Origin of the sequence: Burkholderia sp. WSM2230, assembly GCF_000472445.1 — a bacterium.
GTDB lineage: Bacteria > Pseudomonadota > Gammaproteobacteria > Burkholderiales > Burkholderiaceae > Paraburkholderia.
Genome location: NZ_AXAJ01000005.1, coordinates 168190 through 194286, shown reverse-complemented (window position 1 = coordinate 194286; position 26097 = coordinate 168190). Strand labels below are relative to the sequence as shown.

The 26097-nt window shown below is 61.6% G+C and carries 24 protein-coding genes and 2 pseudogenes; 12 read left to right on the top strand and 14 right to left on the bottom strand.

Translation table 11 applies throughout. The features are described 5' to 3' along the window. Positions 1-46: 46 nt before the first annotated feature. Entirely contained in the window at positions 47-1162 is a 1116-nt protein-coding gene (locus A3AC_RS0112735) for a succinylglutamate desuccinylase/aspartoacylase family protein (protein ID WP_025599272.1), read from the bottom strand. Between the two features lie 40 nt (positions 1163-1202). Then, positions 1203-1970: a transporter substrate-binding domain-containing protein gene (locus tag A3AC_RS0112730; RefSeq protein WP_025599271.1), complete on the bottom strand. Its 768-nt coding sequence runs from the start codon at positions 1968-1970 to the stop codon at positions 1203-1205. 166 nt (positions 1971-2136) lie between these two features. Between A3AC_RS0112730 and A3AC_RS0112725 the strand changes: the two genes are divergently transcribed. After that, entirely contained in the window at positions 2137-3057 is a 921-nt protein-coding gene (locus tag A3AC_RS0112725) for a LysR family transcriptional regulator (protein WP_025599270.1), read from the top strand. 235 nt (positions 3058-3292) lie between these two features. Then, on the top strand, positions 3293-4141 hold the full coding sequence (locus A3AC_RS0112720) for an oxidoreductase (RefSeq protein ID WP_025599268.1): 849 nt from the start codon (positions 3293-3295) through the stop codon (positions 4139-4141). Here A3AC_RS0112720 and A3AC_RS29940 read toward each other — a convergent pair. The 4 genes from A3AC_RS29940 to A3AC_RS0112695 all read right to left on the bottom strand — a co-directional run bounded on the left by A3AC_RS29940 (position 4138) and on the right by A3AC_RS0112695 (position 8342). Continuing rightward, the gene (locus tag A3AC_RS29940; RefSeq protein ID WP_025599267.1) at positions 4138-4545 is read right to left on the bottom strand and encodes a rubredoxin; all 408 of its coding nucleotides are present in this window, start codon (positions 4543-4545) and stop codon (positions 4138-4140) included. The two genes, A3AC_RS0112720 and A3AC_RS29940, sit on opposite strands and share 4 nt — an antisense overlap. A gap of 325 nt (positions 4546-4870) precedes the next feature. Next, positions 4871-6079, bottom strand: a complete 1209-nt coding sequence (locus A3AC_RS0112705) for an aromatic ring-hydroxylating oxygenase subunit alpha (RefSeq protein ID WP_025599266.1) — start codon at positions 6077-6079, stop codon at positions 4871-4873. A 158-nt stretch (positions 6080-6237) separates the two neighbouring features. Then, positions 6238-7689 (bottom strand): glycosyltransferase family 2 protein, encoded by a 1452-nt coding sequence (locus tag A3AC_RS0112700; RefSeq protein WP_025599265.1) that lies wholly within the window; start codon positions 7687-7689, stop codon positions 6238-6240. Between the two features lie 53 nt (positions 7690-7742). After that, positions 7743-8342, bottom strand: a complete 600-nt coding sequence (locus A3AC_RS0112695; RefSeq protein WP_025599263.1) for a cytochrome b — start codon at positions 8340-8342, stop codon at positions 7743-7745. 351 nt (positions 8343-8693) lie between these two features. Here A3AC_RS0112695 and A3AC_RS0112690 point away from each other — a divergent pair, with 351 nt between their 5' ends. Both A3AC_RS0112690 and A3AC_RS0112685 read left to right on the top strand, forming a co-directional pair. Further along, positions 8694-8897, top strand: coding sequence for a DUF3562 domain-containing protein (locus A3AC_RS0112690; RefSeq protein WP_025599261.1), 204 nt, complete (start codon positions 8694-8696; stop codon positions 8895-8897). 169 nt (positions 8898-9066) lie between these two features. After that, the gene (locus A3AC_RS0112685; protein ID WP_025599259.1) at positions 9067-10170 is read left to right on the top strand and encodes an NAD(P)/FAD-dependent oxidoreductase; all 1104 of its coding nucleotides are present in this window, start codon (positions 9067-9069) and stop codon (positions 10168-10170) included. Between the two features lie 95 nt (positions 10171-10265). On the opposite strand, the gene A3AC_RS0112680 is transcribed toward A3AC_RS0112685, so the two are convergent. After that, the gene (locus tag A3AC_RS0112680) at positions 10266-10616 is read right to left on the bottom strand and encodes a DUF4148 domain-containing protein (RefSeq protein WP_025599258.1); all 351 of its coding nucleotides are present in this window, start codon (positions 10614-10616) and stop codon (positions 10266-10268) included. A gap of 451 nt (positions 10617-11067) precedes the next feature. Between A3AC_RS0112680 and A3AC_RS0112675 the strand changes: the two genes are divergently transcribed. Continuing rightward, entirely contained in the window at positions 11068-11580 is a 513-nt protein-coding gene (locus A3AC_RS0112675) for a GNAT family N-acetyltransferase (RefSeq protein ID WP_025599257.1), read from the top strand. A 197-nt stretch (positions 11581-11777) separates the two neighbouring features. Here A3AC_RS0112675 and A3AC_RS0112670 read toward each other — a convergent pair whose 3' ends face one another. Then, complete coding sequence (locus A3AC_RS0112670) at positions 11778-12746, bottom strand: Tim44 domain-containing protein (protein ID WP_025599255.1); 969 nt, start codon at positions 12744-12746, stop codon at positions 11778-11780. 234 nt (positions 12747-12980) lie between these two features. On the opposite strand from A3AC_RS0112670, the gene nhaR reads away from it, so the two are divergent. The 3 genes from nhaR to A3AC_RS0112655 all read left to right on the top strand — a co-directional run bounded on the left by nhaR (position 12981) and on the right by A3AC_RS0112655 (position 15500). After that, a complete protein-coding gene (nhaR, locus tag A3AC_RS0112665) occupies positions 12981-13877 on the top strand; it encodes a transcriptional activator NhaR (protein ID WP_025599254.1) in 897 nt (298 codons plus the stop codon). An 848-nt stretch (positions 13878-14725) separates the two neighbouring features. Further along, positions 14726-15310, top strand: coding sequence for an RNA polymerase factor sigma-70 (locus tag A3AC_RS0112660; RefSeq protein WP_035475065.1), 585 nt, complete (start codon positions 14726-14728; stop codon positions 15308-15310). Beyond that, positions 15297-15500: a zf-HC2 domain-containing protein gene (locus A3AC_RS0112655; RefSeq protein ID WP_025599252.1), complete on the top strand. Its 204-nt coding sequence runs from the start codon at positions 15297-15299 to the stop codon at positions 15498-15500. Before A3AC_RS0112660 ends, A3AC_RS0112655 begins: the two co-directional genes overlap by 14 nt. A 43-nt stretch (positions 15501-15543) precedes the next feature. Here A3AC_RS0112655 and A3AC_RS0112650 read toward each other — a convergent pair whose 3' ends face one another. Both A3AC_RS0112650 and arsC read right to left on the bottom strand, forming a co-directional pair. Continuing rightward, complete coding sequence (locus A3AC_RS0112650; RefSeq protein WP_025599251.1) at positions 15544-15834, bottom strand: DUF1272 domain-containing protein; 291 nt, start codon at positions 15832-15834, stop codon at positions 15544-15546. Between the two features lie 161 nt (positions 15835-15995). After that, the gene (arsC, locus tag A3AC_RS0112645; protein ID WP_025599249.1) at positions 15996-16355 is read right to left on the bottom strand and encodes an arsenate reductase (glutaredoxin); all 360 of its coding nucleotides are present in this window, start codon (positions 16353-16355) and stop codon (positions 15996-15998) included. A 1123-nt stretch (positions 16356-17478) separates the two neighbouring features. On the opposite strand from arsC, the gene parA reads away from it, so the two are divergent. The 3 genes and pseudogenes from parA to A3AC_RS0112630 form a co-directional block, all read left to right on the top strand. Further along, positions 17479-18141 (top strand): ParA family partition ATPase, encoded by a 663-nt coding sequence (gene parA / locus A3AC_RS0112635; protein ID WP_025599248.1) that lies wholly within the window; start codon positions 17479-17481, stop codon positions 18139-18141. Positions 18142-18165: 24 nt separating this feature from the next. Next, a pseudogene (locus A3AC_RS31285) lies at positions 18166-18283 on the top strand (ParB/RepB/Spo0J family partition protein); the annotation flags it as partial. A gap of 65 nt (positions 18284-18348) precedes the next feature. Then, a pseudogene (locus A3AC_RS0112630) lies at positions 18349-19224 on the top strand (ParB/RepB/Spo0J family partition protein); the annotation flags it as partial. A gap of 82 nt (positions 19225-19306) precedes the next feature. Here A3AC_RS0112630 and A3AC_RS0112625 read toward each other — a convergent pair. Continuing rightward, positions 19307-20656: a replication initiation protein gene (locus A3AC_RS0112625; RefSeq protein WP_025599246.1), complete on the bottom strand. Its 1350-nt coding sequence runs from the start codon at positions 20654-20656 to the stop codon at positions 19307-19309. A 1836-nt stretch (positions 20657-22492) separates the two neighbouring features. Here A3AC_RS0112625 and A3AC_RS0112615 point away from each other — a divergent pair. After that, entirely contained in the window at positions 22493-23698 is a 1206-nt protein-coding gene (locus tag A3AC_RS0112615; protein WP_025599244.1) for a DNA-binding protein, read from the top strand. 59 nt (positions 23699-23757) lie between these two features. Here A3AC_RS0112615 and A3AC_RS0112610 read toward each other — a convergent pair whose 3' ends face one another. From A3AC_RS0112610 to A3AC_RS0112600, 3 genes are all read right to left on the bottom strand, one after another. Beyond that, positions 23758-24840 carry a tyrosine-type recombinase/integrase gene (locus tag A3AC_RS0112610; RefSeq protein ID WP_025599242.1) on the bottom strand — a complete coding sequence of 361 codons (1083 nt, stop codon included), beginning with the start codon at positions 24838-24840 and terminating at the stop codon, positions 23758-23760. 51 nt (positions 24841-24891) lie between these two features. After that, positions 24892-25290, bottom strand: coding sequence for a DUF2471 family protein (locus A3AC_RS0112605; protein ID WP_025599240.1), 399 nt, complete (start codon positions 25288-25290; stop codon positions 24892-24894). Between the two features lie 122 nt (positions 25291-25412). After that, positions 25413-26051, bottom strand: coding sequence for a helix-turn-helix domain-containing protein (locus tag A3AC_RS0112600; RefSeq protein ID WP_035475062.1), 639 nt, complete (start codon positions 26049-26051; stop codon positions 25413-25415). Positions 26052-26097: the final 46 nt, after the last annotated feature.

Genomic DNA, 26097 nt, shown 5'->3' with positions numbered 1-26097 from the left:
GCGGTGCCCATTCTCCTACTTATCACCTCCACGAGTTCAGCTCATATCATGCGCCCAACAACACGCCCGTCCTGAAGGGCCGCGTGCCCGTCACGCGTCCTAGCGGCGCGCCCGCCGTCACGAAGCGAATCGCGCGGCGCATATAGAACACGCCTTCGGTGTTACTCGTGAGCGTGATGGTTTCGTCTGTCAACGGATCGACGATATCGAACAGCGGCTGCCCGACGCTGATCGTGTCGCCAATCTTCGCACGATGCACCAGAATGCCGCTCACGGGCGCATAGAACTGCTCGCTGCCGGCAAGCGGCGTAGCGGCCGTCAACAACGGCGGCAGCGGCTTCGCTTCAAGCACAACGGCCTTGCGCCACGCGAGATAAGCGAGGATAGCGTCGGCATCCTGCTGCGCCGCTTCGTATGAAACGTCGCGCTGGCCGCGGCATTCCACGGTCACCGCAATGGCGCCGTTCGGCACCGGCTTGTCGGCGGGCATCTCCTGCTGAAGCTGCCACCACAGCAGGCTGTGCGTTTCGTCGAACGCCTCGCCGCCGGAGTTGGTTGCGAGCAGCGACGCCTGCGCGCCGAGATAGCGCGCCAACGGTTCGAACTGTGGCCACGCCGCCTCGCTCGTGTAGAGATGCATTGCGGCTTCAAGCGAACAGTGCAGGTCGATTACCACGTCGGCGTCGAACGAAAGCTTCAGCAACGACAATTGCAACGACTCGAACTCGGTCAAGGGCTTTTGCGCAGCGAGTTCGTCGGCGATCAGCCGGCGAACAGTCCGCACGTTTTCCGCCGCGTTTGAACCTAATGCTTCGCGAGCCTTCGCCACCAGTTTTGGAAACTGGAGAAAATGCCGGTTGAAGTTCTTGCCGCTTGACAGATCGAAGCGCCCGACAAATTGTCCGAGCACGTATTGCCCCAGTCCGACCGGGTTCGCAACCGGCACGAGCACGATCTCCGCATTCAGCGCGCCCTGCTTTTCGAGTTCGAGCAAACGACGCTTCAACAGAACCGTGGTCAGCATGGCGGGCGTTTCGTCCGCATGCAGCGAGGCCTGGATATAGATCTTTTCCGCGCTGCCGGCCGCGCCAAAGTGAAACGACACCAGGTCGCGATGTGTGCCGACAGCCGGTGAAAGAAGCGGATACGATTGCCTGTTCATGAGAGAAGAGCTTGTGGTTGGAGAGCAAGACGCGCGAGCATCAATTGCCGTATGGGTCGAAGTCGAAGTACTTCTTTGCGATCTGCGCGTACGTGCCGTCTTTCAACATCGCAGCAATCGCGGCGTTCATCGACGCTTGCACAGCCGTCTCGTCCTTGCGCAAGCCTATGCCTGTGCCGCGGTCGCCCATGGAGAGCGGCTCGCCGACAAACGCAAAACCCTTGCCGGCCGGCGTGCGCAGAAAGCCGAAATCCGCTTCTACCGAGCCGAGCAGCGCGCCGTCGAGACGTCCGTTCTGCAAGTCGGCGAACACTTCGTCCTGGCTCTTGTACGCGACGACGTGCGCGCCGAGCGGCGCCCAGTTCTTCAGCGCATAGCCTTCGAACTGGGTACCCGATTGCACTCCGATCTGTTTGCCGGAAAGCGCCTGCAGGCCTGCGGCGAGCGGTGAGCCTTGCCGCGCGATCAGCCGCGATTTGAATTGAAAGAGTTTCGACGTGAACAGAATCTGCTGCTCGCGCTTTTGCGTGATCGCCATCGAGGACAGAATCGCGTCGATCTTGCGTGCCTGAAGCGCGGGAATCATGCCTGAAAACTCGAGCTCGACCCATTGGCAACGCGCGTGAATGCGGCGGCAAATTTCATTGCCGAGGTCGACGTCGAAGCCTTTGAGGCTGCCGTCGGGCGCCTTCGAATCCATTGGCGGATAACTCGGGTCGATGCCAAGGCGCAGCGTGTCGGTTTCAGCGGCAAACGCGCCGCTGCTGAATATCAGCGCAGCGCTCAGGATCATCAGCGGAAGTTTCATGAGAGCGGAAGTTTTCTCGATGTGAACGGAACAGGGCGAGCCCATCGTATGCCCCGGCCGCGCTCCGCAATAGTCAGGTTCGGACTATCATGATCGCTTTTGCCGATCACTGACGCTGACGCGGCAGCGACTCAAACATTCCGCCGACCACGACACGGGCGCTCCCATGGCGTTGACGATCTCCCAGTTACGAGCCTTCAAGGCAGTAGCCGAACATGGCAGTCTGCGCGCCGCGTCACGTGCCCTCGGCGTCGCGCAAAGCGGCATCACGCAGCAATTGCAGAACCTTGAATCGATGTTGGGCGCGACGCTCTTCATCCGCACCAATCGCGGCATTGCGCTCACCGCGCTGGGCCAGCGGCTCTTGCAGCGGGCCGGCGCGATCATCGGCGAATGCGAACGCGCGGAGCAGGAAGTGCAGCAATTGCGCGGCGACTACGCTGGCGAGGTCACGTTCGGCTTGACCACCGAGCCGCTGGTCGATGCGCTGGCGCCGGTGCTGATGGACTTTCGCGCGCGCTTCGAGCGGGTGGCGCTGCATCTGCGCACCGGCACATCGCGAATGATGATCTCGTGGATTCGTGAAGGCACGCTGGACTTTGCGGTCGCGCTCGTTTCGGAGCGCACTGACACGGCCGATCTTTCCGTCGTGCCGCTCTATCCGTCGGATCCGGTGATCGTCTGTCGCAAGGGTCATCCGCAAGCGCGGGCGCGCTCGCTTGCCGAGCTTGCCGATTGCACATGGATCGCCACACGCTCGCCGAATCTCACCGACGATCCGCAAGCCCATCGCCTGAATCATCTGTTCGCAAGCCACGGTTTGCCGCCGCCAAGAATCGTCGCAACGGTAGAAGGTTTGTACGAGGCACTGCATCTGGTGGGCGCGACGGATTGCCTGTCGCTGGAATCGTCGATTGTCGCGAGGCAGGGGCCGTTTGCCGGCGCGCTGTCCACCATCGAGGTTCGCGAACGCGCGATCGAGCAGACCGTCTGCCTGCTGCAACGTGCAGCCATTCCGCTCACGCCCGCCGCGCAGGAACTTGCGACGATGCTCGCGTCGTACACGCGAACAGTGCAAGGGCGTTGAGAAGAGACGGGAGAGACGAGGTGCCGCCCTCGCTGCCGTTTCGGGTGAGCATCGTGCATCCGGAGCATCGGCCGGGGCCTCCTCTGGCTGACGCGTTCGTCGAGGCGCTGCAAAGCGAGGCCGCCGCGCTGCGACTACAATTGGAGCCCCCTGCCCGGCGCAAACAAGATTCACGGCGTTAGTCACAAGAATAGCGCGAGGCAATGTCGCAGACCATCAACAGGAGTTTTCCCACATGATGAATCGAGACAATCCCGTCTGGCTGATTACCGGCTGTTCGACAGGCTTTGGCCGCGAACTCGCAAAACTGGTGCTGGAGCGCGGCTGGCGCGCCGTAGTCACGGCGCGCGACGTATCGAAAGTGAAAGATATTGCGGAGCCGCACGGCGAGCGCGCGCTGGTCCTTCCGCTCGATGTCACGAACCGCGAGCAGATCGCCAACGTCGTCGCACAGGCCAGGCAGCGCTTTGGCCGCATCGACGCTCTCGTCAATAACGCGGGCTACGGTTACCTCGCTGCAATCGAAGAAGGCGAAGATCACGAAGTGCGCGCCATGTTCGAGACCAACGTGTTCGGTCTCGTCGACATCACGAAGGCCGTGTTGCCGATCATGCGCGAGCAACGTAGCGGCCTGATCGTCAATGTATCGTCGATCGGCGGGCTCGCGAGCTTTGCGGCAACCGGTTATTACCACGCGACAAAATACGCGGTGGAAGGCTTGTCGGAATCTCTTGCCACCGAGGTCGCACCGCTCGGCATCGGCGTGCTTATCGTGGAGCCGGGCCCGTTTCGCACCAACTGGGCCGGACCGTCGATCAAGCAATCGGCCACCGTCATCGACGACTATGCGGCCACGGCCGGCGAGCGGCGCAAGCAGACCGAAGCGCGCAGCGGCAAGCAGGCGGGCGATCCTGTGCGCGCCGCGCAAGCGATCATCGACGCGGCACTGTCCGACAAGCCGCCTCTGCGCTTGCTGCTCGGCAAAACCGCGCTGGAACTTGCGCGCAAGAAACTCGACTTCATGCGCGGCGACTTCGATGCGTGGGAAGCCACTACCGTAGGCGCCGACTACCCGGACGCCTAGAACTCCACCAGCGCGAAGTCTTCCTTGCCCACGTCGCACAGCGGGCAACGCCAGTCGGCGGGAACGTCGGCCCAGCGGGTGCCCGGCGCAATGCCCTCGTCGGGCAAGCCGGCCGCTTCGTCGTAAATCCAGCCGCAGATCACGCAGACCCACTGCTTCAGGTCGTCGGCCGCAGCGGCATTCGCGGCCGGCGCGCTTTGCTGTTGGGAAGTCGCCGTCTCGTCAAGACTGACGACGAGCGGCGCCTCAGTGCTCGTGCCATGACGAGCAAGGCGCGCCTGCAGGCTTTCCAGCAGGCGTTGCGCTTCGTCTTGCGTCAGGTCGATCCAGTACGGGTCGCCAGCGCCGTCGTTGAGCCGTTCGGGAGAAAACTGGATTTCCAGCGCTACGCCCTTCTTGTACATGACGCGTTATACGAACAGATTCAGCACGATGTCGGCGATCACACCAGCGGCGCCGATCAGGCCAAGAATTTGAAGCAGAGTGAGCGATTTGCGCGTTGCGGTGGGGAGTTGTTGCGTGGTCACGGGGCGGTCTTCAGAAGTCGAAAAAAGCGAAATGGTACACGGGTCGCGCCGCGGCGCATGCCGATTCGCGCAAACCCGCTTGCATCAGTTAGCAAGGTGTTGCCAACTGAGTGCCATTATCGCCGCCCGCCCGCGCCAGATTATTCACGACACGGAGATGCACTAATTCGCGGCAAGGCGGAAAGCCTCCCCCACTTTGCGCTCAGCTTTTCGCCAAAGGGCTTCCCTCACGAGAGTCCCAGAAGCGGATCACTTCAGTGTGCGCCGTGCCCGCGCCGACCACCTGGTCCGGCGCCCCGCTTTCGCGCAGCAGCGCCCGCAATTCGTTGATGACCGGAAACACCTCATGATTCCAGTCCGCGCCCTGCGAATCGTGCGCGCGTTGCTCGGCCTCGACGATCTCGCGGTCTTCCTTGAAGATGCGCTCGGTGAACCACACCAGCAGCGGCCATGCGAGATTCAGCGCGCCCGGAATGCCCGGCTTGCGAATCGACAGCAGTCCGAACGTGCGATTGGTGCGCTGCTCCCGGTCGAGCGGCACATAGACAATCCACAGATCCATCACGAGCGTCTTTTCCGACGTGCGGATCTGCAGCGTCTGATACGGATACTCGGTGCGGATCGTCATTACGTCCTTGTCGTTGTCGCCGCCCGTCTTGCGGCTCTGGCCGAACACGATGGCCTCGCCGATAGGCTGCTGGCCGGCCATGCGCGCAAACGTGTAGTCAACCTCGACCCAGCCTTCGCCGCGCCGCCGCCCGAGCGAACGCGCGCGCATCTGACCCATTTGCCGGCGATGCAGGAACTGATGGTTCATGTCCATCAGATTCTCGTGCATGAAGGAGTAGTGGCAATTCACCGGACGCCCGAAGCGCCGCGTCTTGTATTTCTTGTCCGACACAGAGCCGAGCTTGGGCAGCGGACGCACCTCGGCCATGGCCGGATCGCCGGGAAACACGAAAATCAGCCCTTCCACTTCGCGGCACGGATACGAGCGCACGCCGTTCGGCAAACGCTCGCGACCGAGGTACGGCACGTCGACGCATTTGCCCGAGCAATCGTAGGTCCAACCGTGGTAGCCGCAACGAATCGACTCGCCGTCGACCACCCCCTGGTGCAACGGCACCTGCCGATGCGCGCAGCGGTCTTCAAGCGCGAACACCTTGCCGGACTCTGTACGCGCGAGCACGATCGGATCGCCCGCGAACGTGACCCCATGCGTCTTGCCCCGCTTCACTTCATGCGACCACGCAAGCGGATACCAGTAATCGGGATGGATGCCGACGCGGCGCAAGTCGCGCACGGGCGCGTCGTTGGCAGCCTGGCTTTGCGTGGGAGCGGCTTTCGGCGATGCCGCATGCGTTGGCGACGCCTCGACGGTGCTTTGTTCGAGCGGGGGAACAGCATGCATAATGTGGAGCCTCCGTGCACGTGCGGATAGAGTAGGCGGTCGCGTTGCGCGGCCATTATCGTCGTCAGTCTACTCGAAGCGGGCAGGGCATGGGTCCGGCGGGGTCATAACGCCGCGCTGCGGGCCTTGAAAGCGAGCCTTGTATGTGGCCCCTCGCGCTACGCCTCGTCGTGCGTCACGAGGCCTGTGCGGCGTTGCACGCCCCACGCGCGGCCGCCGCGCAGGAAGTGCAGCCAGCCGAGCGCTGCGCCCGCGTGCCGCAGCAACTGGAAGGTGAACGGCTCCGCCACCGCCGCGAGCATTGCCATGCCCATGCTGGCGCCGCTGCGCCTGCCGGTCCAGCGCCGGTAAAGATGGATGCTCCACAGGTAGAAAGCGAGGTCGATCGCTGTTTTGACGCCGATCACGCTGAAGATCGACACGACAATCGCGCCATGGCCGCCGAACAGAAAAGCGAGCAGCAAGCCGAAAGCGGTCAGGCCGTAGATTGGCTGCATCGTGTCGAGCGCCTTCACGGGCAGCATCAGCATGCCGAGCGTGCCGTAACGCGGGTTGCCCGTCATGTCGCGATTCCAGTACTGCGTTTGCAGGAAGCCCGCAAACCAGCGGCGGCGCTGGCGCAGAAAACCCGCAAGGTTGTCGGGCGCGTCCGTGTGTGCATGTGCGTCGCCGATTACGCGCACGTCCCAGCCGAGGCCGTGATCGACGGAATAGCGGCGCAGCCGGTGAATCAGCTCGTAGTCTTCAACCAGACATTGCGGATCGAAACCGCCGACGTCGAGCAGCGCCTCGCGCCTGAACGAAGCGAAGGCGCCCGAAACCAGCAGCAGACTGTCGGCGCGCATCCACGCAAAACGCGCGATGAAGTTGCGCATGTATTCATATGTCTGAAACCATTGCAGCACGCGGCCCGACGCCGACTTGCCGCAAACCGGCACCAGAATGCCGGCCGCGGCGACGAGTTTCGGGTCGCTCGCGAACGCGGCGCGCATCGCGTAGGTGGCGTCGTCGTCGAGAAGCGTGTCGGCGTCGACGGTCATCACGGTGTCCGTGGTCATCAGCGTGATCGCGGCGTTCAGCGCGCGCGCCTTGCCGCCGTGCGGCATGCGCAGCCAGAAGAGATTCGGATGAAGCAAGCTCGGCGCGCTGAGTTTGCCCTCGGCGGGCGCGATGAGACCGAAGCGTTCGGTGAGCAGCGCATGGGTCTGATCGGTTGAGCCGTCGTCGGCAATCACTATTTGAGCGGGGCCGTGCACCTGACGAAGCAGCGCCGCGATAGTAACCGGCAGCACTGCCGCTTCGTTATGCGATGCCACGATAACGCCCATGCCCGGCAAACTGCGCTGGTCGTAGTCGGGCTCGAGCGGCGGCGCACGGCGCATCAACGGCAAGGTTTTCCATGTGACGAACGCAAGCAGCAGAGTGTCGTAGACGACATAGGCGATGCCGGTGGACCATGCCACCACGCCGTGCAGAAAGAATGCGCGCGCGAACAACAACAACCACACGGCTACCACGGTCGCATGAATCAGCGTGCTCAAAAACGTCGTGCCGCGCGGCACGAGGCGAGGCGATGCAAGCGCGAACGCCTGTTCCAGGGTCTTTTTCAAAGTCGCGATGGGCCGGTCGTCGTTGCGGTTTCGGAACGTGAGTAAAGCGGCGCTCAGGGCAGCATGCGCTTAAGAACAGATTTCCGATCGATCCACTCGTGCTTCAGCGCCCCGCCGATGTGCATGGCAAGCAACGCGTACAGCGCATAGCCAAGCCAGGTATGCAATGCGCCGAAGCGGTCATGCAGCGTTTCCTTCAATGTCGGCTCCAGGTTCATGACGTAGCCGATGCGCGGCCACTCGAACAGATCGAAGAGACGCATGGGATGCGTGGCCGCGTCCTTCCATGCCGAGTCATGCAACCAGCCGGAAATCGGCAGCGCGATCATCAGCAGATAGAGCAGGAAATGCGCGGCATGCGCGGCAATTTTTTCCCACGATGGAAATTCGCGCGGCAGCGGCGGCGGCTTATGCGATACGCGCCATAAGATGCGCATCAGCGCAAGGCCGAGCACCGTGATGCCGATGGACTTGTGCGTGTTGATCACAGGCCGCACCCAGTCGTCCGGCAGCGACTCGGCACTCAGGCCAAGCGCGACGTTGCCGACTATCAGCAGCGCGATGAGCCAGTGCAGCGCAATCGCCGTGCGCGTGTAGCGCGAGGGCGTGGGAATCCTGGTCGCTTTGGCCAGGCGGTCGGCGTGCGTGTTCATAAGTCGTGCGGTCGGCAAGAGAATCGTTAGCAGGTGTTCAGGAAAATGTTGGGCAAGTGTCGGCGCCGTGTTGCTGGCGGCTTTGCAGCAGCGCCCCATTCACAGACAAGAACCGCTGAGTGTGCCCTTTTATTCCATGACGCGCTTAATGAGCTGTTTCCGTTTATTTCACGCGCCCGGTCGGCAAGCTGGCGGTAGGCCCGCGAGATTCGGGAGGCAAGAAAAAATCTCTGTGGCGCATAACACGCGATAGACCGATTCAATTGGCATCGGAGCATATCCCATCCTCTAATAAAAGCCCTGTGTCTGGCCACACTCGCCCACCCAACGCCGCTTAACTGGAGAGATCCAATGCCGCAGCCCCAGACAAATGTAGACGAAGTGGTGAGAAGCATCGCAGAGGAAACCGATACGCCAGCGGAAACCGTCTCGAAGATGTATGAGGACACCTTGGCCGACTATCGCCATGACGCGCGGGTGTTGGATTACGTGCCGCTTTTCGCGGCGAAGAAAGTGCGCAACAAGCTTCGCGACGGATCGCATCGCAAGCACTGACACGGACGCTGCCTTGGCGCAATCAACGTTGCGGCGCCCGAGACCATCGCTATCTGCAACATTTCATTCGTCGGCTGATTGAACCGATACGAGCGCCGTGGCACGGAACGCACCGCTTATTTTTTCCCGCTGCTAGACTGGACCCCGTTCAACCGACCGGGGGATTGGCATGCGTGTGGCAATCGTTGGCGCGGGAATCGCCGGACTCAGCACGGCGTGGTCGCTCACCAAACTGGGGCATGACGTCACGCTGATGGAGCAGGCCTCGATCCCGAATCCGCTCGCCGCGTCGGGCGACCGGCATCGCATGATTTGCCGCGCGTATGGCGACGCCGATAATTACGCCCAGGCCATTGCGGAAGCCTTCGATAGTTGGGACATGCTGTGGGACGACCTCGGCGTGTCGCACTATGCGAATTGCGGTGTGCTTGGCATTTCCCAGTTTGCCGGCGACAGCGCCGAGCAATTTCGCCTTGGCCTCGACCGCCTCGGCATCGAATATGAACGGCTCGATCCGCGAGAGGCCGCGAAGCGCTATCCGTTTCTCGATGCCTCCACGTTTCGTTATGCGTACTTCGATCCCGAAGGAGGCGCGCTTTTTAGCGAGCGCATCGCACACGATGTCAAAGCGTGGCTGCGCATGCGCAGCGTCGACATTCGCATGCATGCGCAGGCCGTTGCAATCGATCCGCACACGGCGAGCGTGCAGCTCGCAGATGGCAGCACGGTCCACGCGGACAGGCTCGTCGTGACGGCCGGCGCCTGGACGCTGCGGCTCTTTCCCGCGCTCGCCGAAAATCTCACGATTTATCGCAACGCCGTCGCTTATATGACGCCGCCCGCGGACCTCGAAAACGCGTGGTCGAACGCGCCGGCAATCGTCGACATTGGCGGCACCAGTGAAGGCTATGTGCTGCCGCCCATCGACGGTATCGATCTCAAGTTTGGTGCGGGCGTGCTCAAACGACCCGTGCCGGATGCGGAAACCGATCGGGCCGCCATGCGAGGCGAAGGCGACCGTTTGAGACAGCTCTTTGCGCCGCCGTTTAGCCGCATCGACGAATACACGGTGACCGAGGTGAAAACCTGCGTGTACACCTGTACTGCGGATCAGCGGCTGTTTTCGAAGCGCATCGGCAAGACGCTTGTGGTGTCGGCATGTTCGGGGCACGGCTACAAGTTCGGCGCCGCGGTCGGGCAGCGAGTCGCGCAGGCGCTCGAAACCGGCGACGACACCGAGCTCGTTCAATGGCTGCGAGCCGAAACGGTGTGATAACCCAATGTACGACGCAAACGCCGCGCAACACGTGCAGCAGATGGAAAGCAGGCTCCGGCTTCGGTGATCACGGAGCCGCCGGCTCGCGTCGCTCAACTGCCGGCGTAGAGGTTGCAGAAGCTGACCGGGCCCACACAGACGGACGGCATCGTAGTGCGGGATGCAGCGCCCGAGGCGAAGCTGCCGCCCTGCGCGACGCCGCCCATTGCCTGCATGGCCAGCGGTTGATCGTCTTGTGCGGCGAGTTTTGCTTCGGCAGCCTGAATGTCCGCGGGATAGTTCACATCGTCACCGCTGCCTGGCCGATAGCCGGCCTGCTCTACTCGCACGAGGTCGGATCGAACTTCGGCACGCGTAAGCGGAGCGCTCGATTGAGCGAGGCTGAGAGCCGGTGCGCCAAAGGTGCAAGCGACGAGAGTGAGGCCCATCAACATTTTCGACATGGTGAATACTCCTTCAATAAGATATGTTGGCTGTGCGGGACGTGCCGCGAATCATGCTGTTTCGCACGCACCCATGTGATCGACGTTCCGATGCCGCTTTATTCAGTCGGATTCCTAACTATTAGACGATCGATAACGACGAGTCAGTGCGACTTCCTTTGAACTTCGTTTCTTGGGCAGTCGCCGATCAACGCTTTTGAATCAGACTACATAGGGGCGAACACGAGGCTTCGGCGTTTATTCCAGCGGATTTTGCAATCGACATAATGCAGCGCTCGCAAGCCGGCAAACCATTGCCGGTCGGGACGCATCGACGCGTAAGGGAAAATGCAAGGAGCCGATCGAGCCTGACAGCGCGGGCGAGTCAGCCCGCGGCGTCATGCGCCCCGTGAGGTTTTTCGCGTCACTCCTTTTTCGCTTACTGTCTTTGCTCTTCACTGAGGTTGCCAGATTGCTTGTTCGCCAACTGACTCCGTCCGATGCCACGTCCTTTCAAACATTGCGCCTCGCAGGGCTGAAGGAGACGCCCACATCGTTTGCATCGAGCTATGAGGAAGAAGTGCATCGCTCGCTCGACGAGATAGCAAAGCAGTTAGCCGCGAGAGACGATCGCGGAGTTTTTGGGGCTTTCGAAGGCGCACGGCTGATCGGGATGGTGGGACTGGGGCGCGAGAACCTGACAAAGCTGCGCCATAAGGCGTTCCTCTGGGGCGTCTATGTCGCCGCGGATAAAAGAGGCTATGGCGTGAGCAGAATTCTGCTCAGCGAGGCGATCCGTTTTGCCCAGTCGGTGCCGGACATCGCGCAGATACACCTGAGCGTCAACGCATCCAACGACGCGGCCATCCGGCTCTACTCATCGCTCGGATTTCAACAGTTCGCGCTGGAGCCCGCCTCGATGATTGTCGAAGGAAGGCTATACGACGAAGTGCATATGTCGTTGCGGTTCGGGCTGCGCTCATAACACTATGAGCGCGCGGTCGAGCGGCAAGATCGCTTGGTGACTCGACGCGGCGCATCGCCAGCCATGCATCCAACTGGCACGACCCAAACCGCCGTACATCGCCCAACGGCACGCGCGAGGGCGTGCATATATTGGTGCATGTCCTCGCGGACACGCGTGACCGGTTGCCTGCGGTCACGCGCCATCTCTTCACTCGCTTAGCGGTCCAACTGCTGAATGCCTGCGAGTCGCCACGCGTTACCTTCGTGCGCGCTGCGGACAATGTTCCAGACTTCCTGGAACGGCTGGGCAGCCGGCGCATCGTCTTCCCGCATCTGGCCGTAGAAGCGCACGCTGACGAATGTTTCGTCCGCCGTGTTTTCGACGCCCAGCACTTCCGCCTCGAGCTGCGGCACCTCCGTACGATTCGGCTGGCTACCGCGGCCTTCCAGATCGCGCTTGAGCTGCGCGAACATCTCGGGCGTCGTCAGTTCGAACAGGTCGCCTTGCTCGTTGCGGTCCCATGCGCTTTGAAGACGCATAAACATGCTTTTCGCCGCCGCCACAAGCTCGGCCTGGTCGAGCCCAAGCGCTTGCACTGGCGCATTGAATGCGCCCGCTGCTGCGCTTTGGTTCGTGGCCGTGCGCTGTGTGCCGAACAAGCTCGTCTCGGACCGCGCCTGCCCGTTCTGGTTCAGGAACGGCGAGCCGTTGTTCTGCGACCGGCTCACGGCGCCATGCCCATACGCCAGATCCGGACGACGCCGATTGGCGATGAAACGGAACAGCATCACCCCGGCAACGACCACGAGGCCGATGAGCAGCATGTTCGACAGCATTTGCGCGAGCCCGGCGCCGAGGCCGAGTGACGACAGGAGCGCGGCAATACCCAGGCCGGCGGCGAGACCGGCAAGCGGGCCGAGCCAACGGTTGCGCGCGGGCGTTGCGGCCGGCGTCTGCGCGGCCTGCGGCGCCGGCTGCGCCTGCTGGCTGCGCTGCGCGGGAGCGGACGGCGACGCCATCTGCGACTGTCGCCCGATACTTTGACTGCCGCCCACGCGCTTGGCTTCGGCGTCATTGGCCGCGAGCGCGCCGAGCGCGAGCACAGCCGCGAGACCGAGCGCCGCGGTACCGCGTGTCACCTTGCTGGCGACGCGCCGGAACTGATTGATGGCTTGCGTATGCATATAAAACCTCTCGTGATGAATCGGAGCGTCTGCACCGCGCGTCATGCTTCGCGCGCGACGACCTTACGGACGGTAATTTTCTTCGGTCATCCATCTTGCCGCTGGTCTACCGGCAATCTGCGATGCGTAACCTGCGAGGCTTCAATCTAGCCGAACTCCGGCTGACGGAAAACTCGTATTTTTATTGCTGATCCTTCGCAAAAACCGTAACGTTGGCGAATCGACGGAGGACATGTGAATTTCAAGCATCTCTATTACTTTTGGGTCGCCGCACATGCAGGCGGGATTGTCCGCGCGGGCGAGCAATTGCACGTCACGCCGCAAACGCTGAGCGGTCAGATCAAGCTGCTCGAGGAAGCGCTGGACAAAAAGCTGTTTAAAAAAAGCGGCCGCACGCTCGAGCTGACCGATGCGGGGCGGCTCGCGCTCGACTACGCGGACGAGATTTTTTCGCTAGGCTCGGAACTGGAAAGTGCTGTGCGCCGGGAGAAGGAGGTGGGCACGCAATCGCGGTTTCGCGTCGGCATTGCCGACTCAGTGCCCAAGGCAATCGCATACCGGCTGCTGGAACCAGCGCTGAGTGCGCCGGCTTCGCTTCGCGTGATCTGTCACGAGGGCAAGCTGCACGCGTTGCTCGCACAGCTCGCCGTGCACCGTCTGGATCTGATAATCGCGGACGCCCCCATTCCCGCGGACGTGAACATCAAGGCGTTCAACCACCGGCTCGGCCGTTCGACGCTCAGCTGCTTTGGCGCGGAATCGCTACTGCAGGGCGCTCCAAAACGCTTCCCGATGTCGCTCGGGCAGTTGCCGCTGCTGCTGCCCGGCATCGAGTCGGCGGTGCGACGCAAGCTCGACCACTGGCTTGCGTCGCGGGCGATTTCACCGCGCATCGTCGGCGAGTTCGACGACGGAGCCATGGCGCTCGCGTTCGGCCGTGAGGGCCGGGGCCTGCTGTTCGCCCCGACGGTGCTGGAGAATCAGCTACAGGCGGAACATAAACTGACGACGGTCGGGCAGATCAGCACCATCGTCGAGGAGTTCTTCGCTATTTCTATCGAGCGCCGGATCAGCCATCCGGCTGTTGCGACGATTATCGACGCAGCGCGCAGTGAGCTGTTCAATGCGTAGGCGGGTGGGTTGCGCTGGGTCGTACTGGTGGGCACTCGGGACTGTGTCTCGCCGTGTGCGCGTGGGGGCTGTGGGTTTGGCGAAGCGTGAGAGACGCCTGCTGCGTGCTGGCTCTGGGAAGCCCGGATTGAGTGATCACGCCGTCGGCATCGAGAAACGCCTTGCGGCCGGGCTTGGGGTTCGACGTAGCAGCGACGAACGCGCTGTGGGTGGCAGACCTTACCTACATTCGCGACGGATGAGGTTTCGTGTATGTGGCCGTGGCGCCCGCCCGGTATGTTCAGCTGCCGCATCGTCGACTGCGCAATGCTCGATCGCCCTTATGCGCAACTGATGCTGCGCGCGCAACGTCGCGCTGGCTGGGTTATGCTCCATTCCGGTCACGGCTGTGGATACACGTCGATTGCATTTCGGCTCGCGCTTTCGCGAGGCGGGTGTGCAGCCTCGATAGTTACGCCCTTGTGACTGGTATCGGACGAGAAGGTGAAAATTCTCTTCGGAATACTCGAATTGGAACTGCTCAGTAAGACCGCTTCTATGCACATGAGCACTTGAGCATGCTTTTGTGGTTGCAGGAAGGCTGGTACAACGTGCGCCGCCTACCCGGCAGCACAGGCTGCCGCTCGCCACGCGAAATCGCAGCCGAATACACGAAAATTGGGCCATGTCTCTCGTGCATATTTTCTATCGTCAGGCAGCCTCGGTCGTTGAAAGGCGACCCGCCGCCCGCCCGTCGATAGCGCGCGGCTTACCGCATAACGGAGGTTAAATCGCATTTCGATCGCAACCGCAGATCTGCCCGTCCAAGCGGCTCGCCTCCCGGCGTCGCGCATGCCGGCGGCCCGGCACTGGACGACCCGGTCTATCTGACGCAACTCCGTCGCGATCTCGTGCGTTTTGCCCGCTTACAACTGCGCGATGCCGCGGCGGCGGAAGATGCCGTACAGGAAGCGCTGGCCGCCGCCTGGACGCAGGCGGACCGGTTTGCCGGGCAGTCCGAGCACAAGACATGGGTATTCGGAATTCTTAGGCACAAGCTCGTCGATACGTTGCGTGCGCGGCAACGAACGGTCAACCTCTCGGCCCTGGAATCCGAACTCGAAGACGAGGCGCTGCTCGATCGCGAATTGTTCAAGGACAACGGCCACTGGTCGCAGCACACCAAGCCTCGGCCCTGGCCAACACCTGAAACGGCGCTGCGTCAGCAACAGTTCTGGATCTTGTTCGAGACGTGTCTGGAACATCTGCCGGAGCATATCGGCCGCGTTTTTATGATGCGCGAATTTCTCGATCTCGACACAGACGCGATCTGCTCTGAATTGCAGATGACCGCCAACCATTGCAGCGTGCTGATTTACCGCGCGCGACTACGCTTGCGCACATGCCTGAGCGAGAAGGGTTTATCCAGCGAGGATGCCAATGGGGAAGTGTAAGTACATTACCCGCCTGCTGTCCGACGCGCTCGACCGCTCTTTGACTACCGGCGAATGGGTCGCCATCCGGCTGCATTTGCCGACATGCAGCGGCTGCCGCAACTATCGCAAGCAGATCGGTCTGCTTCGCGACGCCGCCCACGCAATGAGCGCTATTTCCGCGCCCGACACCGCAAGCCGCGACGATTGAAGTCGCGTTGCGTTGCTACGGCCGTGTCGTTGCCTGCCGAGCGTTAGCGCTCGACAGGCGGCGTGTTGCGGTAGCGTTCGAAGAAGCTGGCGTGCGAGACTTCATCGATTGCGATGGGGTTCCGCTCGGTGCGGGCCGGATGTTTCGCTAACTGCGCGCGGGTACGTATCGGTCGATGCTGGAAATTGCCGCCGCAGTTCGGGCAGACATTTCGCAAAGTGGTAAGTGCGCACATTTCGCAGAAGGTGCACTCGTAGGTGCAGATCATCGCGTCGGGCGCGTTAGGCGGCAGCGACTTGCCGCATCCTTCGCAGGACGGTCTTAATTCAAGCATTCGGACTCCGCATTGTGGTCGGCTTTGGGCGCGCTCGACGGTGAAAGGTTTCGCCTCGAGCGCTACCGAGTGTAAGTGGTGCGCGAAGTGGGCAAGCGACACCGGTGCATCAATTGCTGCCAGTGGCGTTGGCTGCTCCATCGACTTTGCCGTGGCGCGTATCAGACGAATAACGTTGCTACCGTTTCCGGCGGCCGGCCAATCACCGCGCGCCCGTTTCGCACGACTATCGGCCGCTGCAGAAGGACCGGGTGTGCGGCTAATGCTTCGTATAACTGAGCGTCGGATAGAGTGACATCGGAAAGGCCAAGTTCTTTGTATTCCGGCTCCGAGTCGCGGATCATTTCGCGGACCGGACAGCCCAATTGTCTGTTTAGGTCGTGTAGCTGCTCAATCGACAGCGGCTGCTTCAGGTATTCAATGATCTGTGTAGGTTCTTCGTCGCGGTTGTAAAGGGTAGCGATGAGTTCGCAGGTCGAGCGCGACTTGGAGCAGTGCGGGTTGTGGTAGATGGTGATCATGGCCAGATTCGTTATGGTAGCTGGGGAGGCGCTCAGGCGACTTGTGGTTGCGCGTAGGCGGATTTTATCCGGTCGCCGATGGCCACTAAGTAGCTTCCGGTTCGCGGGTTCGCTACTGGGCGGCATCGCCTGCCGATGTTTAATGAAAGTGCCTTCGGTGGCCGCGTGCACGCATCGTCGCGACACTATCGCGGGGATCTGGCGAGCGGGCGGCGTTGAGGCGCTGACGTACGCGCGGCGGCCAAAGCAGCTGGCAGAGTGCCTGCTATCGCGGCAGCAATTCGTTGCTTCCTTGTAGTCGACAGACGGAGGGTGGGCGCTTTCCTGTCTGTATCGCGTGGCCTTGCGAGGGCGAGGCAGTGCATCTCGCTCAGCAACACTGCACTGCGCGGCGTCCAAAGCGAGGCGGCGGCCAGATGGCGGTTTATGCGCATAAACCGCTCCTGCAGGAAGCGACGGATGCTCCCGTCTTGGTTGCACTGCCCACACTGAGTGGGGACTATCCAATGGCTCGGGCAGTTTCAACGGTGCTCAGTTCGTCGTTAGAACGGCGAGAAAGGCACACTGGTTCGCTCGTCGCAGGTGTGCCGAAAGGATGACGAGTTATTTGCCACTGGTCTAGTCTCAGCCCTCGAAGACCTATGCAATGCGCCGCGAGGACCAGACTTTATGCGCATAAACCGCTCGCAGTGCTTGCGAAGCCAATCGTGCAAGCCATCACGCGCACTGGGGCACCTAGGCTCTCAACGCTCTCAATTGGGAGATAAACCGGAGAGTGCGGCGTACCCTTAAACGCCTGTCGTATTCGTCGCTTCCATTTGCCCGGGAATCTCGTTGCCTTCTCCTTGTATCGGGCGCCTCGTCGTTCGCGTACTTGACGCGATGGGTACCCGAAGAAACGCTCTGAGACCATCCGCCTCCCGCCTCCCGCCTCCCGCCTCCCGCCTCCCGCCTCCCGCTTCACGCTTCACGCGTCACGCCTCACGCCTCATGCCCCACCCGCCGTTTCTTTATGCGCATAAACCTGGCCGATCGGCTATTTCCATCTCGTTTTATACAAAAACGATTGAAACGAGGAATCATCCAGGTAAAATCCATCTGCGTCTAAAAAAGGAGGTGAACATTGGCAGCTGAAATCATCGCGGTAACTCAGCAAAAAGGTGGTGTCGGGAAGAGCACAATCGCGATGCACCTCGGGGCGGCTTTCCATGAGAGGGGCAAGCGAGTCCTCGTCGTCGACGCGGACGGTCAGAACACCCTAATCCACTGGGCCAGCGCGTCATCCGATGGCGACACCGGTATCCCGTTCCCCGTCGTCAATCTCTCTGAAGCCGGCAGCCAGATTCACCGTGAGATCAAGAAGTTTGTAGCCGACTACGACATCATCGTCGTCGACTGCCCGCCGTCCATCACGGAGAAGGTATCGGGCGTTGTACTGCTGGCGGCTAGCGTCGCCGTGATACCGACGTCATCGTCACCGGCCGATTATTGGTCGAGCGTCGGCTTGGTCAAGCTGGTCCAGCAAGCGCAGGTAATGAATGAAGACCTGCGCGCCGTGTTCCTCCTTAACAAGACCGAAGAAAAGCGGATGCTGACGCGCGAACTGAAGCGCGCATTAGAGGAACTTGGATTCCCTCTTCTCAAGACCCAGATCCCGACACGCGAAGCCTACAAACAGGCAATGGCGTTGGGTCAAACAGTGCTACAGATGAGCGATCGCGGCGCCAAGCTCGCCGCGATCGAAGTCAGGGCGTGTGCGAATGAGATCGCCGCCTTGCTCCCGTGAGTTTATGCGCATAAAGGACCCTGAATGAAACCCTCCCAATTCGCCAAAGGCTTTCAAGCACGTCCTGACACGACCAGCAGCGAGAAACGAACGGCACTGGACCGTCTGAACGCAATCGACGGTCTGGTCAAGAACAATGCTCCCAAGTCGTCGGACGGAACCGCGCGAACCCTGTCGTCCGTCATCCCTCAGGTGTCTTCGGACCTCGACACCGCGGACACGGAAAATGAGTCCGCCGCCTACCGTGCATGGAGAATCGAGCACGGCTATCGCCCCGGCCAGGTCATCGAACTCCCATTGAAGACCATCAAGCCGAGCCCGTTCAATCCGCGGCACTTTTATCTCAAGTCGTCGATTGCCGAGCTTGCCGTCAATCTCGCGAAGCAAGGGCAACAGCAGGCGATCCACGTCATTCCGGACTACGACAACCCCGGCACCTACTTCGTCAGTGACGGCGGCAGACGCGTGCGCGCGCTCAAGGAAGCGAACAAGGAAGCCGTGAAGGCGATCGTTATCGATCTGCCGATCGGCATGGAGAGCTACAAGCTCGGCTACGATCTCAATGTCCAGCGCGACTCGCAGACGGTGTTCGACAACGCCGTCGTTTGGAAACGCTTTCTGGAAGATCGCCATTTCCAGAGTCAGAAGGAACTGGCCGAGCATCTCGGACTGGACGAGTCCACGGTCGCGGTCGCCTTGTCGATCGCCAGGTTGCCGGAAACCGTCATGCAGGAGATGGTCGCTCGGCCCGACCGCTTCGGCTCTAACATGGCCTATCAGGTCGGCCGGTACCACGCCGCACGCGGCGCAGACGCGACGCTGCGCCTCATCAACAAAATTCTCTCCGACGACCTAAGCACGCGGCAGGTCGCCGACATCGTCAAGGGCAGGGCCACCACGCAGGAAAGCACCAAAGCCGCGGGCCGCCAGCGCTACGCGCAACGGCTTGAAATCGAACTGGACGGCGTGTCGGTGGGCGACCTGAAATCGTACGGAGATGACCGGCTCGAGCTGCGCCTGAAGGGCCTCACGCGTGAGAAGCGCGACGACATTCTTCGTCAGATCGAGAAGATCTTGAAGTAGCAGATGCACAACCATCGCGGCGGCACAGCCGGCTCAACCCGGTCCCGCCGCCTAAAACCGCAACCCGCCACCAGCCTGACAATCAGGCCGCGCGCGACTGGCTCAATGTGAAGGCGAGCAGATCCCCATCGGTCGGCTCGCCCCACGTCTTGCGAGCGAGCCAATCGAAGAACGCGGTCTCGACAATCTTCGACTCCAGCCCCCGCCGGCGCCAGTCGTCGCGCATATGAGCGCCAAGCCCGGGCAACTCTTCTTCCTCGAACGACTGCCGCGCGATCTCCCGTTCCGACTCACCCTGTTCGTCGTACAGCTCGCGTGCCTCCCGGCGGCGATATGCGGAATATTCGCCCAGCAGGCGCGCCTTGAGGTCGTCGGCAGGCGCCGCCACCGCGGCCTTCGCACCGCCCACGGACGGAACCGTCTCGACCGGCGGGGCATAGCCCTTCTTCAGCGCGTCCTTGAAGAGCGCCGGCGCGCTGCGGACCGGCGGCAGTGACGTGCTGCGCATGCGCTGCTCGGTCATCTGCAAAGCGGCGCGAATACGGTTTTCCTCGCTATCGGCATACAGCGTTTGTGCCTCTTTCAGCGGGATGCCGATCTTGACCATCCGGTCCACCAGCGTGCTGTCGAACACGTTCGGATGCTCGTCGAGCGCCAGCATCGGCTGCTTGCGCTCAGTCACGCGAAACTGGATTTCGGCCACACGCCGACCTTCGCGATGCTCGATCAACTCGACGAAAATATTCGTGACGGCATTCACCTCGGCGATGGCCGGTCGCAGATAGTCGCGCTTGAAGTACTTGTACTCGCGCTTTGCTTCGTCGCCGGCTTCCGTGTCAGGGGTGCCCGACAGGATAGGGCGCCACCATTCCCACGATTCGCGCATCGTCAAATGGCTCGGATTGGTCAGGTAGCGCACGCAGATTTCGTACAGCGCGAGGCCCGCGCTGCTGCGCAACTGACTCTGGAACTGCAGGCTCAGACGTGCATACTGGACCGGGTCGAGCAGCTTCTTCTTGATCTTCGGCGCAAACGAAAACTCGACCCAGACCCGGCGAGTCGTGGGATCTTCGAGAATTTCCGCGTCGGCGATCAGCGTGGAGATTCCCCACTTGCGGCCGGGCTTCTGGCTGGATGTGCCAGTGCTCCATTCCACCTGAACCGAAACCATACGGCGCAGGTGTTCCTTGACGAGAGCGGTGTCGTTGGAGTCGAACGCGGAATTGGCCACGATGTCGGACAGCAACGCGCGATAGGTATCGCCCGACTCGTCCGCCTGCTGCGCAACGGCGAGCAGCACGTTGAACAGCTTGCGTGTCAGCAACGTGATCTTGCCGCTCTTGGGCTGAATGGCGATCGCCTCGACGGCCTTGCGCAACTCCGCCGAGCTGGGGCTGACTACATCGGTTTTCTTGGCGCGCTTCGTGGCCATGCGTCTGGTCAAGGAGGGATTTGCCGAGAGCATACCGACTGTGGTGATACGCGTCTATAGCGTGGCTCTCACCGTTGCGGGTGATGGCAGTTTACGCGACGCGACTCACCTCGAGCGACTCCCGGAAACCCTCACCTCATGATTCCACGCTGGATTGCAGCTTTCCTTTGGCGTCGCGGGTTCGAAAAAACCCGCCGGTTTTGGCCGTCGCTCCAACGGGGAAAGACTTATCCCGAACCTTCTCACCATAAAATTTTTTTGCGTTTGGCACCTGCAGGCTTGTGCTTCCGGTCCGGACGACCAGGAACGCACACGCAGACAGTCTCGCGAAAAACTAGCGACCTCAACGCGAACGCACCCCTGTCGCGCACATCCTCGTGTCGCTCCGGGACAGACCCATCAGGCAATCAAGCCGAGGAGGGCCAGCAATACGGCCCGCGACTTCCTGTAAAAGCTCACCGTTGAGCAACTTGAAGGCTCGGAACGGCGCGGCTCCGGGAAATTCAACGTATCAGAACCCGTCCCAAAGAGTCCCGAAAATGCTCACCTTTACTATTGAGACGACGTCGACTGTGGTGGCAAATGCAGCTCCCGAAAACGCTCACCTTTCGTCGAACCGCCAGTTTTTCCTTTTTGTTTTCAATTGGTTATATCCCGTTCCCCTTCGGCGCCACGTCCAATTACCCGTTGCCGAACCTCCCGTAAAACCTCACCTTAACGGTGGACCACTACCAACTTCGACCCCTGCCCCGACACAAACCCTTCCCGCAAAGTCTCACCTTTGGGTTTCACATGGGCTGACGGCGAGAGAAACTGAGCCCCGTCCAGACTGGCTTTGCGGACCATAGGCAGCGCGAAGCTCCTGCATCTGCTCACTTTTGCGCCCAAAAACCGCCCAAGAATCTCCCGGAAAGTCTCACCTTTTCGCACTCAGGGTGGGGATTCCGGCGCAAGCGACAGGGAAAGACCGGAAGGTCCCGCATTTCCTCACCTTTGCCAGGATGCGGGCCGTCGGCCATCGTCGGGATTGCGGACAAAGCGCCCTGGGAACCGGAATACTCCCGCAAAAGCTCACCTTAGAGGTTCGACTGCACAAAATTGAGGCAAAACAGACCGGCAAGCCCCGAAAAGCCTCACCTTGGGTCGGCGTTTTCTCCCGTCTTCGCTCACCTCGAGGCTTTTTGGCCGTCAAACATGGATAAAAACAGGACGTCGCGATAATCCCGAAAACGCTCACCTTAGCGCCGGCAGCGTGGGGAACGGCCCGCGCGTCGGGCCGGGCTCTTGCCGACGATCTGCTCCCGCAAAATCTCACCATCGACCGATTCACGCTGGAGGAACGCTTCCCGAACCCGCTCACGATCTGTCCCGCACCCGCTCACCGGTGTCCCCGAACCTCATCACTTCAGTTTCCCGCAGGACCTCACCAAGACTCCCGGAAAGCTTCACCTTCGTGGCCGGAAACGCCCGCCAGTTAAGGTTTTGCCATGGCGTTAACGTTTTTAACATGGGTTCAAAGGTGTTTATATTTATTACTCTCAAGCCCGAAACCCGCGAGTCCTTCGGACAACAACTTCCCCAGACCCCAAGCAGTGGCTTGCGCATCGTGAAACAGTGCGAGAAGAATGGAACCGCAGTAAATCCCATTTGCACACAATGACTTATACGATGTTCTTAGTTTTGTTTCACGGAAAAAACCCCACTGGCACAACGTAGCGAGGGTAAAGTGAAGCGGATAGGTGCTCAACCGTCCAAACGCACAGCTGCACCAGAAAACTGTAGCGTTCGATACGTAAATTGTTATGATTCGTCCAAATTCCCGCCCGTGAGGCCTATATGAATCTGGACGACGAACGTCGAGCCATCCGCGAAGAACTCGACACGATGCGCAATGCCGGCGCGCGACGGCAGGATTTGTCGTTGCACGCCTGCAAGCGATTGTTCTTCGATCTGGGCATCCGCCCGTCGATAGCAGCGGTGCGTGATCTCACGCAAACTGGCAGCGCCAGCGACATACCGAAGGACATCGACCACTTCTGGGAACGCATCCGCGACGTTTCGCGTATCAAGGTCGGCGCAGGCGCCATCCCGAAAGCTCTGGAGGAGCGCGCTGGAGAACTGCTGGGCGCACTCTTCGAGGAAGCCCTCGCGCAGGCGCGAACGTTGTTGGACGTCGAGCGCGAGGAAGTGCGCGCCCAGATCGCAGCGGCCGAGCAGCGCGCTCGCGACGCGGAAATCCGCCGCGACGCCTGCGAGGAAGCCATAAATCGCAGCGAGCAACGGGCGCAAAGCGCGTGGGAGCGGGTCCGCGCGCTGGAAACCGAGCTCTCCAGCGTGGCCACGCATGGCACAGCTCATCAGGAAGGCCTTCAGGCGGCGGTTCGCCGGCTGGAACAGGAAAACGAAACGCTTCGCCAACGTGTCGACAGCGAACAGGCGACGAACGCGACGCTGCGCGACCGCATTGACGCCTTGCATATCGAGTTGCGCCAAAGCACGGAACATTATGCGCAACAGATCAAGGACGCCGTCGCGGAAGCCGAGCGCCGCGTCAAGCCGATGCTTGTCGAACTGGATTCGTTGCGCAGCATGGCCGCGACTTATCAGTCCGGCGTGCGCGACGCCAGCCGCAAGGAGTTCGAGTTCATCCAGCAAGTGGCGGCGGCCAAGGCGCGCGGCGACCGGCTCGATGCCCAACTGCGCGAGCAATCGGAAGAGCTCGACGCGCTAACCAAAGAACTGATGACGCTGCGCAGCCAGCAGGGCATCGATCCGGCTATCGGCGGTTTGCTGTACTCGCTCGTGCAAGCCGGTCGGCTCACGAGCGACGAATTGCGGATGATCGGTACTGCGGCGGATGGCCACGTGAGCTTGCCGCTGCGTTGTCCAAAGTGCGAGGAAGGTGAGCCGGAGCTCTCACAGGTTGATCACCGGTTCGAATTGCAATGTCCGGAATGCGACCACAGTTCGGGGCCTGGGGATTCACGGCTCGAAGCCGTGAGCCGGTTCCTGTCGCGCGGCTCTCTTTCCGCTACGGCCTGAAACGGGGCTTCAATAAGTGCGAAAGGTGAGGAAATTCGGGACCCGAAACGTGAGAAGTTTCAGGATTTCACCGATCCTCTCTTCGCCGTAAAACGCCCGTCCGTGCGAGCTTCTGGAAGAAGCGGCGCGGCCGGATCCGGTTCGTCAATGACGCGCGAATTCTGCTGATCCATCCACGTCTGCCACGCGCGATACAGCCGATTCGCAGACACGGCCTGGACGAATCCAAGCCATTGTCCGACGAGTTCGGCCTCGACCCCGCTTTCGAACAGATCCGCGGCAAAAGTGTTGCGCAGAGTGTGCGGGCTGGCGCGCGAGGTGCGCGACGCCGCGATGCCGGCCGCGTCGACCTGCGCATCCACGGCGCGCAGCATCGTGGCTTTATGCATGGGCCTGCCGGAAGGCGACGCCGCAAAAACGAGATTGCCAGCCAGTCCTACCAGCCGTCGCTCTGCCAGCCAGGCGTCGAGAATCGCCGAGGCGAAAGGCGCGAGCCGTGTCCGGCGGACCAGCATGGGATTCGTCGAGTCGATCGTCACCCATGGCGAGCCCGGCGTCGCGCAACTAACCGTGAGTGCGGCCGCTTCGCCGGTTTTCAGTCCGCCGCCGAGAAACACGGCGACCAGCGCGCGGTCGCGCCGTTCTTTCCAGCGCTGCGCCCTTGTGAGGCCCTGCACCGGCGAAAACAGATGCGCGATCAGTGCGGCTCGCTCCGCATGATCGAGGAACCCGGTCGGTTCGTTGTCGCGTGCATTGCGCCATGCCGCTTCGCCGTCTTGCGCAATGAAGCGGGCCGGATTAGTAGACGATGCCTCGACTTCGCGCACATGATCCAGCACCCGCTCAATGAGCCGCAGATAGCGCACGCGTTGCGGCTTGCGAACATCGAGCCCGGCGACGAAATCGGCGATGGTCCGTGTATCGACCGTGACGAGACTCTTTCCACGCGCGGCCAGCCACTCGAGAAAGAGCCCCCACTGCGCCTGATAGACCTGTGCTGACGAGCGTCGGAAATGCTGTTTCGCCAGCCACGCATCGAAAGCGATTTGTGGATCGCGGCGCCAGTCTTCGCGTTGCTGATCGAAGAGATCGGTGGACGGTTGCGGGCGCGGAACCGGGTCGGACAAGTGAGGAGGCGACATGCGCATTCGATCGGTTAGTTGCGCACATTGTAGATCGGCGACGAGCCGGGCTTAGTCGCCCCAGGCCTGCACTCGCCTCGGCGCGGCATCTTGCGACGCCTGTTGGGCCGCGCCGCGAGCCGCCTGTTCATAAGCGGAGACCGCGAACGCGAACACGGCGGGTAGCGCGGTGGACATGCCGAAGTCCACGGTCTCGTCGGTTTCCGGATAAGGAAGGTCCGACGGACGTTGAAAGAGGCCAAGCATGAGCGCGTCGTGCCGGCTGGCGAAGCCAAGGTCTGCGAGCGCTTCGGCTTCGATCGCGTGAAGCAGGCGCCAGGTGAGGGGAACCTGCTGCACGATGTAGCGCGCGGCGATGTTGTGGACGACATGTTCGAGATCGCGCGCCGCGGTTTGATAGCGCAGCGCGGTCAGAGCGCGGTCGGTCGGGGCGGTTTTCGGGTCGTTCATTATCGGCTCCAGTCGATAACCTATACTGTACAAACATACAGTATCCGGCGCAACCTCGAGCAAGCCCCGATGCCGCGAACGGGCGTCTCGCTGCCTGACGCGACGCCAGCTGAGGCCGCAGCTCAGCCGTGAATCACCACCAGCAACGCTTTCGCCTCGCCCTTACCCGCATTGCGGATGGCGTGCGGCTCATCCGCGACATACCGCGCGGTGTCCGCTGCCTTGAGTCGTTTCCTCGCACCGGCTGCCTCGATTTCGATCGTGCCGTGCAACACCGTCAAATGTTCGCGCGTGCCGGGTTCGTGCGCGTTCGACACGAGTGCTCCGCCCGGCTGCAGCGTCAACTCGTACCACTCGAATTTGCCGGCCAACTCGATCGGCCCCCACACGCGCAATTGATATTTGGCGTCGTGGCCACTCAACGTGGGAATCTCGTGCGGACCCGCCACGGCGATCGCCTCTGGCGTTTTCTGCGGCGCGAACAGCGAATCGAGGCTCACGCCAAGTGCATTGGTGAGCCGCCACGCGACTGCAATCGTCGGGTTCGCCTTGTCGCGCTCGATTTCGGACAGCATCGATTTCGACACCCCCGCCGCACGCGACAGGTCGTCGAGCGTCATGCGCCGTTCGGCGCGCAAACGCTGGATCTGCTCGCCGACGCGCGGCGGCGCCGCGACTGCCGGAGTCGCTACTACACTTGGAGTGGGTGCCGCGCCCGCCGCCCCACGGCGGATACCCGAACTTGCCATTTCCAGACCCATCGTTTAGAGTTGTTCGATATACCGGATTTTAGTTCGAAAAAACGAA